Genomic DNA, 13,004 nt, shown 5'->3' with positions numbered 1-13,004 from the left:
TAGGGGCGGGGTGAGGGCTCAGCTCTCTTGCTTCGCAACAGGGCAGACGCTTAAGAATACCGCATGCGCATTTTGTATCATCTGCCGCTCTCGCCGCAAAGCCGTCAGGTCAGGCTCGTTCTCGCCGAGAAACGGTTACCTTATGAACCCAAGACAGAGAAAGTCTGGGAAAACCGGCCTGATTACCTCGCGCTCAACCCGGCGGGTGACGTTCCCCTGCTGGTCGAGGAGAACGGGTTGTCGATTCCGAATGCCTGGGTGATCTGCGAGTATCTCGAGGAAGCCTATCCCGATACCCCGCTCATGGGGCGAACCCTTGCCGAACGTGTCGAGGTCAGGCGTCTCATGGCATGGTTCGAGGGCAAGTTCGGCCATGAAGTCTCGCGCAATCTGCTGGGCGAGAAGGTGGACAAGCGTCTGGCCGGGCGGGGCAATCCCGACGGTACCGCCTTGCGCGCGGGCTATGCCAATATGCGCTTCCATCTCGATTATATCGGCTGGCTGGCCGAGACGCGTGCCTGGCTGGCGGGCAACATGCTCTCCATGGCGGATTTTGCGGCGGCTGCGCATCTTTCCTGCCTGGACTATATTGGCGATATCGACTGGTCCAAGGCCCCGGCGGCCAAGGACTGGTATGCGCGCATGAAATCGCGACCGAGCTTCCGCTCCTTGCTCAATGACCGGGTCAACGGGTTCAATCCCCCCGCGCATTATGCCGATCTCGATTTCTGAGGAGTCAGGATATCGATGAACGAGGTTTTTGACGCCGCCATTCTCGGCGCGGGAGCGGCGGGGCTGATGGCGGCTGCGACGGCGCGCAAAGGCGGGGCATCTGTCGTGGTGCTCGATCATGCTGCGGAACCGGGACGCAAGATCCTGATTTCCGGGGGCGGACGCTGCAACTTCACCAATCTGGATGCGAAGGCCGAGAATTTTCTCTCCGCCAATCGGCATTTCATGCGCTCGGCCCTGGCGGGTTATACGCCGCGGGACTTCCTGGCACTGGTCGAGCGACACGGGATTGGCTGGCAGGAAAAGGCAGAGGGCCAGCTTTTCTGTTCGGAGTCTGCACGGGATATCGTGAGCCTGCTGCTCCGTGAGGCCGAAGGCTGCGTGTTGCGCTTCAACACCCCCATACGGGGTGTGACGGCAGGTGACGTCTTCCGTGTCCAGACGGATGCGGGCGAGGTGCAGGCGCGATCTCTTGTGCTCGCTACAGGCGGCCTCTCCATCCCCAAGCTCGGCGCATCGGATCTTTCCCTGAGGATTGCACGGCAATTCGGCCTGGAGATTGTCAAGACTGTCCCCGGGCTGGTGCCGCTGACCTTGGAAACACCCCTGCCCGATCTGGCCGGTGTTTCGTTGCCGGTACGTGCCAGCATCGGCAAGACGGGCTTCACGGATGGCATGGTCTTTACCCATCGCGGGCTGTCCGGCCCCGCCATCCTGCAGATTTCGTCGTATCAGGACGGACCGCTCGACGCCCCTGCCATCGACATGATGCCCGGGCGCGATGCGCGCAGCGCGCTGGGCGAGATCAAGAAGGCCCGGCCGCGTGCCGAGCCCACATCGCTGCTGCAGGATCTGCCCCAGCGCCTTGCACGTCATATTGCAAGCAACACCCTGGCCGATCTCGATTGCACACTCGCCAATCTTCCCGACAAGCGGATCATCGCTCTGGCGGAGCAAATCGGACGGTGGCGGCCGCGCCTGTCGGGTACAGAGGGCTATGCCAAGGCCGAGGTGATGAAGGGCGGTATCGATACGCGTGCCCTTTTATCAAAGACGCTCGAATCCCGCGACGTGCCAGGCCTTTTCGCCATAGGCGAGGCGGTTGACGTGACAGGGTGGCTGGGTGGCTATAATTTCCAGTGGGCATGGTCGAGTGGCGTGGCCGCCGGAAGGGCGATTGCCGCAAGGCGGTGAGCTCAGGCTCTGAAGGATGAGGTGAATCTCCCGGCTCAGGGCCATGACCTGAACTGCTGAAGGGCAGATCGAACCGCAGCGCCTGTACCGCGTCTTGGCATGACGATCATATCTGCCCGGTCAAGGGCATCAGGAGTGCGTTTCATGAGCCAGTGCATTGCCATCCTCGCTACCAACGGAGTCGAGGAATGTGAGTTGGTCGAGCCCCGCAAGGCGCTCGAAAATGCCGGATTCAGGACCATGGTGGTTTCTCCCGTGAGAGGAGAGATCCAGGCCATGGAAGGCGACGTGACGCCTGCATCGAAAATCGCGGTCAATGCGACGATCGGTGAGGCCGCCGATCTCGATTTCGCCGGTATCCTGTTGCCTGGCGGGACTACAAATCCGGACGCGCTTCGTATCGATGAAGCCGCAATTGCGTTCCTGCGCGGCTTCGTGGCGCAGGAGAAGCCGATTGCCAGCATTTGCCATGGTGCCTGGACCCTGATCGAGGCCGGTGGGGTGAAGGGGCGTACCCTGACCTCTTGGCCCTCGCTCCAGACCGATCTTCTCAATGCGGGCGCAAACTGGGTGGACCGTGAGACCGTGGTGGATGGCAATCTGCTCACCTCGCGCAATCCGGACGACCTGCCAGCATTCTGCGCTGCGCTCGTTGCGCAATATCGTGACAAATCCGCCTGAAAACCGCCCTTATTCTCGGCCGTTCTGCGCTGCAAGGAGGCCGTGTGTCATGGTTGATCGTGTTCTGCCCGGGCAGGGCAGGCTCGATCGGGAACCGGCCCGCAAACAAAGAGGTAACGATCCTATGAATGCTCCCGCACCGCTCCGCCGTTCCGCCCGCGTCCTGGGAGGGCTGGCGGCTTTGTCGCTGCTCGCCGCCTGTTCCGGCACGGCCGCTCCGGGCCCGACCCCGCCGGGGATGCAGGTGGTTGGCTATGGCTATACCTGCAAGGCCGGGATCTACACCTGCAAGATGCCGACGCAGGTGCCGCTGGGTAACCCTTGTTCCTGCCCGGGTATCGGCGCAGCCTCCTACGGCAATATCCACCAGCCTTGATCCTGCCAGCGATCCCGTGTGACGGGATCGTATCCGCGACAGGACAGGCTATCTTGTCGCGGCATTTTTCAGGCAGGTGCAGGCGCTCCCGGTGTGGCTCTGCCCTAAGGGGCGCTTCAGTCCGGTAACGCGGCGACCCGCCTCTCCCGTCTCCAATCGGCTCGTCATGTGCGCGACCTTGCGGAGATGACCTTCCCAACGACAGGGAAACGGCTTTCGTTGATCCTATTTTGTTCCTATGCTGGGAGCCAGATACGGAGCCCGAATTGTCGCAGGATTTCTTCAGTTTTTTCCCTTGGCTTGTTGCCGCGCTCACGCTGGCCGTGGCCGTTTTTCTCTGGTCGCGCCTTTCGCGCCGCGGAACGGATCGCGACCTTCTCTCGCGCATCTATGTGCTTCTCGAACGCGATGCCGCCGAACGCGGGGCAGAGGGTGAGTTCCATCGCACGGCCTTGATGGAAACCGAGCGTGTCCTGGTTTCACGTCTGGAACAGCAGCGCAGCGACGTCGCGGACAGGCTGGCCACGCTGAGCCAGCGTCTGGGACAGGATCTGTCTGAGTCAAGACTGGCTCAGGGCGAAATGCTGCGGGAGATGATGCGCGAGAATGCCGAGCAACTGACCCAAATCCGGGCCTCGGTCAGTGAGCAGTTGCACGTGACGGTCGAAAAGCAGATGCAGACCTCATTCCAGCGCGTGGTCGAGCAGATTGCGGCCATGCAGAAGGCCATAGGAGAGGTCTCTGCGGTCACCGCGCAGATTGGCGATCTGAAGCGTCTGTTCGGCAACGTGAAGACGCGCGGCGGCTGGGGCGAGGCACAATTACGCGCCATCCTCGACGATATCCTGCCAAGCGGTTCCTATGACAGTAATTTCCGGATCGGCGAGGGGAGTGAGGTGGTTGAATTCGCCCTTCGCATGCCAGTCCGCAGCGCCGTGCCGCCCCGACTGCCAATCGACAGCAAGTTTCCGACCGAGGCCTATGAGCGTCTGCTCGATGCTGTGGACCGTGCCGATCCGTCGGCCGAACGCATCGCGCGCCGTGCTCTCGATAATGCCGTGCGCCTTGAGGCGCGCAAGATCGCCGAGAAATATATCCACCCGCCGCTGACGGTCGAGTTCGCCGTCCTCTATCTGCCGACCGATGGGCTTTATATGGAGGTCGCCCGCATACCGGGGTTGATCGACGAGGTGGGGCGTATCCATCGGGTCATTGTCATGGGGCCATCGCTTATCCCCGCCCTGCTGCGCACCGTTCATCTCGGTTATGTGACTTTGGCGCTTGAAGAGCGCACCGATGCCATCGCGCGGCTTCTGGGGCTCACCCGGCAGGAAATGCTGCGCATGGATGGCGTGCTCGAAAAGCTCGCGCGCGGCGCAGGCGCCATGAGCAACACCATCGATGAGGCAAGACGGCGCACCCGTGTTCTGGGTCGCAAGCTGCGTGGTCTTGACGGGCAGGCTTCGGGTGACGACCTTGAAACTCTGGACGAGCTTTAAGCGGAATTTACTATCGAAACGGGCCATGTTTCGGCACAGAGGACTTCATGATACCGGATCACAGCCCCTCTATTGTCCCGCTCGAGGTGCCCTCCAAGGCGCGTATCCTGTTTGTCGAGGACGACGATACGCTGGCGAAAGAGGTGGTCGAGGAGCTCGCAGCGCGCGGATTTTCGGTTTCCCACGTTTCGACGGGTCAGGCTGGTCTGGAGGCCGCAACGAGCGAAGCCTATGACCTCATGGTGCTCGACCGCATGCTGCCGCTGCTCGACGGGCTCTCCGTAATCGAGAAGCTGCGCGGCCAGAATGTCCAGTCCCCCGTGCTCGTCCTTTCCGCGCTTTCCGCTGTGGATGATCGTGTGACCGGTCTCAAGGCCGGTGGAGATGACTATCTCACGAAGCCTTTCGCCATGGACGAGCTGGTAGCGCGTATCGAGGCGCTGCTTCGTCGCCCGAATGACACCCGCGCCACGACATTACGCGTCGGTCCGCTGGACATGGATCTGATCGATCGCACCGTGACGCGCGAGGGGCGGGATATCGAATTGTTACCACGCGAATTTCGCCTGCTCGAATATCTGATGCGTCGCCCCAACCAGGTCCTGACACGCACCATGCTGCTTGAGGATGTGTGGAATTACCGCTTCATCCCCCAGACCAATCTGGTCGATGTCCATATCGGCAAGCTGCGGCGCAAGGTCGATGGCACGGGTGAGACTCCCCTGATCCACAGTATCCGCGGGTCGGGGTTCATGCTGCGTGTCTCTCACTGATACGTCACGCTTCGGCGTTCTCCGCACGGCCACGTTCCGGCTGACCCTTGCCTTTGTGGCCGCCATTATCGGCGGCATGGTGCTGCAATTCGTTCTGCTGTTCGTGCAGATGACGCATTTCGAATCCGAGCGCTCCAGCGGGATCCTGCATCGTGAGGCCGATGTGCTGGTGCAGGAAACCCCGGAGCGTCTCGAATATCAGGTGCGTGAACGCGCCAGCAACGAATTGCGCGTGGTGATCAACTGGGTTGGACTGTTCGACGGGCATTACCATCATATCGCAGGCGATCTGAAGGCATGGCCTGAGGGGTTGACGGTGGATGGCAAGGTCCATCGTCTGACACTCTCCCCCACCGATGACGCGCCTTATGAAATGCGGTTTCTCGCCGTGAAGGTGCCAGGCGGGCGTATTCTGGTGCTGGCGCACTCGCTGCACCTGCTTTCCGAACTGCATTACATGATCCGCCGTGGCGCGCTGCTGTCGGTTTTTCCGGTGGTGATGTTCGCGTTATTGACCGGGGTCGTGCTCAGCCACCGCGCTCTGGCCCGCGTCAAGACCATGCACGAGGCGATAGACCGCATCATGCAGGGCGATGTGCATGAACGTCTGCCCGCCGGGCGTGAGCGCGATGAACTCGAGCGTCTTGCCGGGTCGGTCAATCGCATGCTGGACCGCCTCGAGCATCTGATGGATGAGATACGCGACGTCGGCAATGACATCGCCCATGATCTGCGCACACCGCTCTCACGCGTGAGGGCGCGGCTCGAGAGGGCGACATCGAGCCCGCATGACGCGGATTATCTGAATTCCGTCATCGAGCAGGCGACTCAGGATCTGGATCAATGTTTCTCGGTTATCACGGCGCTTCTGCGCATTGGCGAAATCGAAAATGGGCGGCGTCGCGCAGGATTTGCCTATGTGAATCTCGGCGATCTGGTGGCTGATATCGTCGATCTGTACGAGCCGATTGCCGAAACGAATGGTCTTGTCCTGACCAGTCTGGTTGTGGCCGAGCCCGCAAGCGATACGCTTGTCACCTTCGGGGATCGCGATCTGCTGGTCGAGGTTCTGGCCAATCTTCTCGATAACGCCATGAAATTCACGCCCCCAGGCGGTCATGTCACCGTATCGGCCACGCCCGGCCCAAGCGTGATCAATCTGCGCGTTGCGGATACCGGTATCGGTATTCCGGAGGCGGAACGAGAGGCCGTGCTGGGGCGTTTCTATCGTTCGGATAAAAGCCGTCACGTGCCGGGGAGCGGGCTCGGGCTCAGTCTGGTCATGGCGATCCTGCGGCTGCATGGTGTGGAACTGGCCATTGCGGATGGCGACGGGACCACAGCCGCCAAAGGCTGTGCTTTCGAGATGACCTTTCAGGTTTCTGGCAGCCCGGACCCGGCCTGATCTGCACTGCCCCCTCAGACAGGAAGCGCAGGTTGTGACAGCACGATGAAAGGTCGTTCCAGAACGGAACTTAAAAGGAATTTTCCTTGTCGCCCCCGGCTGGATTTGTATGTCTGGCTGTAACAGAAAAAGGAACCTGCTTGATGATATCGGGAAACGGATGGAGTCACTCCATGCCGGGTTACGCGCACAGGCATAGGGTGGTAGCCGGACTGGGTGATGGGTCGATGGCATGAATCAGGTTGTTATCACCGCGCTCAAGCGCCCCTATACCTTCGTTGTCCTGTCCATCTTCATCGTGATTTTCGGCGTCAGATCGGTCATCAAGACGCCGACAGACGTATTCCCGAACATCAATATTCCGGTCGTCGCGATCGTGTGGTCGTATCTGGGCCTCATGCCGGAGGATATGTCCGGGCGTGTGGTCTATTATTACGAACGTACCCTGACCACGACGGTCAATAATATCGAGCATATCGAGAGTGGCTCATATTACGGTCGCGGTATCGTCAAGGTCTATTTCCAGCCCGGCACCGATACCTCTGTGGCGCAGACACAGATCACCTCCGTATCGCAGACCGTCATCAAGCAGTTGCCGACCGGGGCCACGCCCCCGCTCATTCTGGCCTATAATGCGTCTTCCGTGCCGGTGCTGACGCTACAGATCAATTCGGACAAGCTGAACGGCTCCGAACTGTACAACATGGCCTCCAACCTGATCAGGCCACAGCTCGTCTCCGTGCCCGGCGTGTCGATCCCGAACCCTTATGGTGGTCTGGCGCCGTACATCACGGTGGATATCGATCCGTCCAAGCTGATGGCGCATAACCTCTCGGCGGTCGATGTCAGCACGGCGCTGAACAAGCAGAATATCGTGTTGCCAGCGGGCGACCAGCGTATCGGGCCGTTCGATTACATGGTGCGGACCAACGCACAGCCGCGCGAAGTCGAGACGTTCAACAACCTTCCCATCAAGCAGGTAGGCAACGCGGTGGTCTATCTGCGCGACGTGGCCCATGTGCATCGCGGCGGCCCGCCACAGGCCAATATGGTGCTGGTGAAGGGGCGTCAGGCCGTCATGATGGTCATCATGAAGAGCGGCGATGCCTCGACGCTCGACGTGGTGGCTGGCGTGAAAAAGCTGCTGCCTCAGGTGATCGATACCCTGCCCAAGGGAACGAGCATCAAGATCCTGACTGATGCCTCAGGCTTCGTGAAGGATTCAGTCGAGGACGTAGTGCGCGAAATGATTATCGCCGCGCTGCTGACCTCCCTTGCAGTGCTGCTTTTCCTTGGATCATGGCGCTCCACCCTCATTGTGGCGACGTCCATTCCGCTCGCCATTCTCTGCTCGGTCATCGGGTTGAGTCTCGCCGGGCAGTCCATCAATGTCATGACACTGGGCGGTCTGGCCCTGGCGGTCGGTATCCTTGTCGATGACGCCACCGTCATGATCGAGAATATCGATGCCCATCTGGAGATGGGCAAGGATCTGGAAATGGCCATCATCGATGCGGCCAATCAGATTGTCGTGCCGACCTTCGTTTCCACCACCTGTATCTGTATCGTCTGGTTGCCGCTTTTCGAATTGACTGGCGTCGCGGGTTGGCTGTTCATGCCGATGGCCGAAGCCATCATCTTCGCCATGATCGCCTCTTTCATTCTGTCACGAACCCTCGTGCCGACCATGGCCAACTGGATGCTGGCCGCGCAGGTGGCCGCCCATGAGCATGGCGATGACGGCAGGGAGCCTGGCTTCTTCGGTCGGTTCCAGCGTGGCTTCGAAAGCGGGTTTTTCCGCTTCCGTGAGCGCTACAAGATCGTGCTGGGTGGGCTGATCGAGGAGAGGAAGAAATTCGTTCCGTTCTTCATGGCGGTCTCGATCCTGTCCTCGGGACTTTATTTCTTCGTGGGCGAGGATTTCTTCCCCGAGATCAAGTCCGGCACACTGCAGCTGCATATGCGCGCGCCCATCGGGACGCGTCTGGAGGAATCCGGCAAGATCTCCGTGCTGATCGAAAAGAAGATGCATGAGGTTCTGCCCGGTCAGATCGACGCGGTGCTCAACAACTGCGGTCTGCCTTTCTCGCAGCTCAATCAGGCGTTCATTCCCACCCCGACCGTAGGCACGGAAGATTGCGATATCACCGTTTCGCTCAAGAATGACGAGAGCCCGACGGCCGAGTATCGCCGCAAGATTCGTGCGGCGCTGATCGAGGCTTTTCCCGGAACGCAGATCACCTTCCAGCCCGCCGATCTGACCGCGAAGATCCTGAATTTCGGCCTGCCTGCGCCGCTCGACGTGCAGGTGGTGGGACGCGATCTCTACGGCAATTTTGCCTTCGCCAAGAAGCTACGTCGCAAGCTGGCCACTATTCCGGGCATCACGGATGTGTCCATCCAGCAGCCCATGACGCAGCCGACGCTCAGCATCAACGCCAAGCGCAGTTTCGCGCTCGGCACCGGCATCACAGAGCAGAATATCGCGCAGAACGCGCTGGTCGTGCTCTCGGGCAGTGCGCAGGTGGGGCAGGTCTATTACCTGAACAGCTCGGGCGTGGCGCAGCTCATCGATGTGCAGACCCCGGCAAACTACCTCCAGACACTCAATGATCTGAAGACGGTCCCGATCGACCGTGGCGACGGCAACCCGACCAATGCCCAGCCTCAGCTCTTGGGCGCGCTTTCCGAGATCGAGCAGACGGGTACCCCGGCGGAAGTCGCGCATTACAACATCATGCCCGTGTTCGATATATATGCCGCGAACGAGAATATTGATCTCGGCACGGTGGCACGCTCGGTGCAGGACGTGGCGGATTCGATGAAGTCCGAGCTGCCGCGTGGCTCGCATCTGGTGGTGCGCGGTCAGGCCGTGACGATGACCGATGCCTATTCGCAGCTGATTGTCGGTCTCGCGATGTCGATCACGCTCGTCTATCTGATCATCGTCGTGAACTTCCAGTCCTGGCTCGATCCCTTCGTCATCATCACGGCGCTGCCGGGTGCGCTGGGCGGTATCGCCTGGAGCCTGTTCCTGACCCATACCTCGCTTTCGGTGCCTGCATTGACGGGGGCCATCATGTGCATGGGTACAGCCACAGCCAACGCCATTCTGGTCGTGTCCTTCGCGCGTGAGCGTATGGAGATCCACGGAGACGCGCTGAAAGCCGCGCTCGAAGCCGGGTATGAGCGTATCCGTCCCGTGCTGATGACGGCACTCGCCATGATCATCGGCATGGTGCCCATGTCCATGAGCAATTCCGACAACGCCCCGATCGGCAAGGCCGTGATTGGCGGATTGATTGTAGCCACTGCAGCGACGCTCCTGTTCGTCCCCTGCGTTTTTGCCATTGTCCATTACAGAAAGCCGCATGAGCGCGGCGATGAGGGAGCCCACGCATGACCCAGCACCCGAAAACAGGTGCCGAGCAGAACCGCAAGCGGGGCCGCTTCATCATTCTCATCGTGCTCGGTATCGCTGTTCTGATTGCGGCATGGGGCATTATCGGGCGCTCGATGCATTACAGCACACTGCGCGAGGAGGCCGACGACAATGCCCGCGCGCGCGTCAGCCTCATCAACCCGCAGCCTGGACCGGCGGAGCGTCATCTCGACCTGCCTGCCAACCTTGCCGCCTGGTATCAGGCGCCGATCTATGCGCAGGTCTCTGGGTATGTGAAGATGTGGTACAAGGATTACGGCGCGCATGTGAAATCGGGCGACCTGCTTGCCGAGATCAGCACGCCGAGCCTCGACGCGCAGTACGAAGCTGCCAAGGCCAATTACAACGTCGTGCTGGCGCGCTACAAACTGGCCGTCATCACGGCCAAGCGCTGGGCCGATCTGCGCGATACACAGGCCGTGTCGCGTCAGGAAGTCGATGTGCAGGCCGCCAATGCTGCAGCCCAGAAAGCGCAGGTCGATCAGGCGCAGCATGAAGTCGAGCGTTTCGAAGCACTCGAGAACTTCAAGCGTATCGTGGCGCCCTTCGATGGCATCGTGACCTCACGCCTCGTCAATGTGGGCGATTACGTCAATGCAGGTGGTGGGGATCTGAATTCGCGCGGGAATGCCTCCGAACTCTTCACAGTGGCGGATACGCATCGCATGCGTGTGTTCGTTTCTGTCCCGCAGGATTATGCGGCGGTGATTTCGGACAAGCTTGCAGCCAAACTGACCCTGCCGCAGTTTCCCGGACGTGTTTATGACGCGAGCTTCCTTGCTACCGCTCAGGCCTTCAACGCGGCAACGCGCACGGTCACGACCGAGCTGGAACTCAGCAATGAGGATGGCTCGCTCTGGCCCGATTCCTATGCAACCGCGCATTTCACGGCACCGGGCGAGCCGGGTGTTCTGATTGTGCCGGTCAATGCGTTGATCTTCCGCGCCCAGGGCACGCAGCTTGCTACGGTGGTCGATAATCGGATCCACCTGATCGACGTGAAAACCGGGATCAATTATGGAATGACCATCCAGATTCTGGGGGGGATTGCCGCCAAGGATCAGATCGTGGCCAACCCCACAGCGGACATGCTCGAAGGGGATGAGGTAAAGGTGGTTCCCTCGACGCGCGGTTACAACGATGCAACGGCAGCCCCGCGCAAGAACGTTACGCCTCCGCCGCGCCAGACTGCGCCAGAAGACGATGATGGCGGCAGCAACGAGAACGGGGCGCGCCGATGAGAGGGTCTTCGACGAGACGTGCCCTGCGCGGGAGTATCGCCGGGGCCGTGTTCAGCCTTTCGCTCCTGTCCGGTTGCGACCTTGCGCCGAATTATCAAGCTCCCAAATTCATCTATCCCGATGGTTGGAAAGGGAAGGGCGTCCTGGTGGATGCCCGACCGGCCGATGACGTGCCGAAGGGAAAATGGTGGGAGGTGTTTCACGATGCCCAGTTGAACGCCCTCGAGGAGAAGATGCTGGCGTCGAACCCTGACCTTCAGGCTCAGGCGGAAATCTTCACCCAGTCACGCGATATCGCGCGAGAGACCGAGGCGCAGCTTGCCCCACAGCTCAACGGGTCTGCGGGGATGTCGAACAACAAGACATCGCTTACCCGTCTGTGGCGCGGCAATACCGCAACGTCGCCCACGACCGAGTCGAGTGTCTTCTACAGTGGTGCGGCGACCTGGGAGCCGGATTTCTTCAGCCGTATCCGCAATTCCACGCGCATGCAGAAGAACATGGCACAGGCCAGTGCGGCGGATTACGCCAATCTGCGTCTGATGCTCGAAGCCGAACTGGCGTCCAATTATCTGGGTCTGCGCGGGCTCGATGCCCAGTATGCGGTCTATGCCGATTCGATCCGCTACTATCAGACTGCGGTGAAAATCACCCAGCTGCGTCAGGCTGGAGCGATTGCGGCCGGGCTGGATGTCTCACGTGCCGAGAACCAGCTTTTTGCGACCATGGCATCGCAAAGCAATGTACGCGCCCAGCGTCAGGTGCTGGAACATGCCATAGCGGTGATGGTGAACACTGTTCCCGGCAGCTTCCATATCGAAGCGGCCAATGCGCAGGTGCTCCCCTATTCCATCTTGCGTATCCCGAGCGGACTGCCCTCGCAGCTTCTGGAGCGCCGTCCGGATATCGCCTCTGCCGAGCGCAATCTCGCCGCCAATAGCCGGGCGATCGGTGTTGCACGCGCCGCTTTCTATCCTGATGTCACCTTCAGCCTGAATGGTGGCTTCATGAATAATGGCTTCGATCTGGCCAGTCTCGGAAACTCGATGTGGAGCTATGGAGTGCAGGCCGTCGAGCCGCTCTTCACGGGCGGCTTGCGCCGCGCCGCGCTGCAGCGCGCCTGGGCCCAGTATCGCGAGAGCGCAGACCGATATCGCTCGACCGTGCTCTCCGCATTTCAGGATGTGGAGGACGGCCTTTCCCAGACCAGCGCCTTCGCAGACCAGCAGAAGCAGCAATATGCCGCTGTGGATGCGGCCTTGCGCACACAGCGCATGACCATGGCTCTTTATACGGGTGGTTTGACCAACTATCTCGACGTGGTTGTGGCGCAGCAGGCGGCTCTTGTAGCGCGCATTGACGCGGTCCAGGCCCAGACTATCCAGCTCCAGGCCAGCGTGCGCCTGATCAAGGCTCTGGGCGGTGGCTGGGATCGTTCGGCATTGCCCTCGATCAAGTCCATCGATCCGATCGGTGTGCTGCAATATGACGGGCTGCATCATCCCCGCCCGGCGGGTGACGTGGATACGCGCACAGGACCCGAAGACAAGAATCTGAGCGGCAATGACACGGTGGGAGCGACCACGAAAGGCTTGACAGCCCCGGCTCAGGGGCGGTAAGGGGCCGCTCCCATTCGGAACGCGGGAGAGGCGTAAGCGGTC

General features: G+C 60.6%; 10 protein-coding genes. All 10 read left to right on the top strand.

The window, feature by feature from the left end:
• Positions 1-63 precede the first annotated feature (63 nt).
• The 10 genes from fzlA to AA0535_RS03655 all read left to right on the top strand — a co-directional run bounded on the left by fzlA (position 64) and on the right by AA0535_RS03655 (position 12,962).
• Complete coding sequence (gene fzlA / locus AA0535_RS03700) at positions 64-732, top strand: FtsZ-binding protein FzlA (RefSeq protein ID WP_127100472.1); 669 nt, start codon at positions 64-66, stop codon at positions 730-732.
• Between the two features lie 15 nt (positions 733-747).
• Positions 748-1,926: a BaiN/RdsA family NAD(P)/FAD-dependent oxidoreductase gene (locus AA0535_RS03695; protein WP_264814542.1), complete on the top strand. Its 1,179-nt coding sequence runs from the start codon at positions 748-750 to the stop codon at positions 1,924-1,926.
• A 144-nt stretch (positions 1,927-2,070) separates the two neighbouring features.
• Positions 2,071-2,607 (top strand): type 1 glutamine amidotransferase domain-containing protein, encoded by a 537-nt coding sequence (locus AA0535_RS03690; RefSeq protein WP_264814541.1) that lies wholly within the window; start codon positions 2,071-2,073, stop codon positions 2,605-2,607.
• Between the two features lie 49 nt (positions 2,608-2,656).
• Positions 2,657-2,983, top strand: a complete 327-nt coding sequence (locus AA0535_RS03685; protein ID WP_264814540.1) for a hypothetical protein — start codon at positions 2,657-2,659, stop codon at positions 2,981-2,983.
• Positions 2,984-3,249: 266 nt separating this feature from the next.
• Positions 3,250-4,482, top strand: coding sequence for a DNA recombination protein RmuC (locus tag AA0535_RS03680; protein ID WP_373319267.1), 1,233 nt, complete (start codon positions 3,250-3,252; stop codon positions 4,480-4,482).
• 47 nt (positions 4,483-4,529) lie between these two features.
• Positions 4,530-5,255: a response regulator transcription factor gene (locus AA0535_RS03675; RefSeq protein WP_264814539.1), complete on the top strand. Its 726-nt coding sequence runs from the start codon at positions 4,530-4,532 to the stop codon at positions 5,253-5,255.
• A complete protein-coding gene (locus tag AA0535_RS03670) occupies positions 5,242-6,660 on the top strand; it encodes a sensor histidine kinase (RefSeq protein ID WP_264814538.1) in 1,419 nt (472 codons plus the stop codon). Before AA0535_RS03675 ends, AA0535_RS03670 begins: the two co-directional genes overlap by 14 nt.
• A gap of 232 nt (positions 6,661-6,892) precedes the next feature.
• A complete protein-coding gene (locus AA0535_RS03665; protein ID WP_264814537.1) occupies positions 6,893-10,063 on the top strand; it encodes an efflux RND transporter permease subunit in 3,171 nt (1,056 codons plus the stop codon).
• On the top strand, positions 10,060-11,343 hold the full coding sequence (locus AA0535_RS03660) for an efflux RND transporter periplasmic adaptor subunit (RefSeq protein ID WP_264814535.1): 1,284 nt from the start codon (positions 10,060-10,062) through the stop codon (positions 11,341-11,343). Before AA0535_RS03665 ends, AA0535_RS03660 begins: the two co-directional genes overlap by 4 nt.
• A complete protein-coding gene (locus AA0535_RS03655) occupies positions 11,340-12,962 on the top strand; it encodes an efflux transporter outer membrane subunit (protein ID WP_264814534.1) in 1,623 nt (540 codons plus the stop codon). Before AA0535_RS03660 ends, AA0535_RS03655 begins: the two co-directional genes overlap by 4 nt.
• The last annotated feature ends 42 nt before the right edge of the window (positions 12,963-13,004 follow it).

This window comes from Asaia krungthepensis NRIC 0535, from assembly GCF_025995175.1.
In the GTDB taxonomy this organism is placed as follows: Bacteria; Pseudomonadota; Alphaproteobacteria; order Acetobacterales; family Acetobacteraceae; genus Asaia; species Asaia krungthepensis.
Note: the sequence above shows the minus strand (reverse complement) of the source record. Positions and strands in the feature narration are given on the sequence as shown.

Excerpts from the sequence above, each read along its gene's own strand:
- fzlA (WP_127100472.1), top strand. The coding sequence starts at position 64 with ATGCGCATTTTGTATCATCTGCCGCTCTCGCCGCAAAGCCGTCAGGTC.
- AA0535_RS03660 (WP_264814535.1), top strand. The coding sequence starts at position 10,060 with ATGACCCAGCACCCGAAAACAGGTGCCGAGCAGAACCGCAAGCGGGGC.
- AA0535_RS03675 (WP_264814539.1), top strand. The coding sequence starts at position 4,530 with ATGATACCGGATCACAGCCCCTCTATTGTCCCGCTCGAGGTGCCCTCC.
- AA0535_RS03685 (WP_264814540.1), top strand. The coding sequence starts at position 2,657 with ATGGTTGATCGTGTTCTGCCCGGGCAGGGCAGGCTCGATCGGGAACCG.
- AA0535_RS03665 (WP_264814537.1), top strand. The coding sequence starts at position 6,893 with ATGAATCAGGTTGTTATCACCGCGCTCAAGCGCCCCTATACCTTCGTT.
- AA0535_RS03695 (WP_264814542.1), top strand. The coding sequence starts at position 748 with ATGAACGAGGTTTTTGACGCCGCCATTCTCGGCGCGGGAGCGGCGGGG.
- AA0535_RS03655 (WP_264814534.1), top strand. The coding sequence starts at position 11,340 with ATGAGAGGGTCTTCGACGAGACGTGCCCTGCGCGGGAGTATCGCCGGG.
- AA0535_RS03690 (WP_264814541.1), top strand. The coding sequence starts at position 2,071 with ATGAGCCAGTGCATTGCCATCCTCGCTACCAACGGAGTCGAGGAATGT.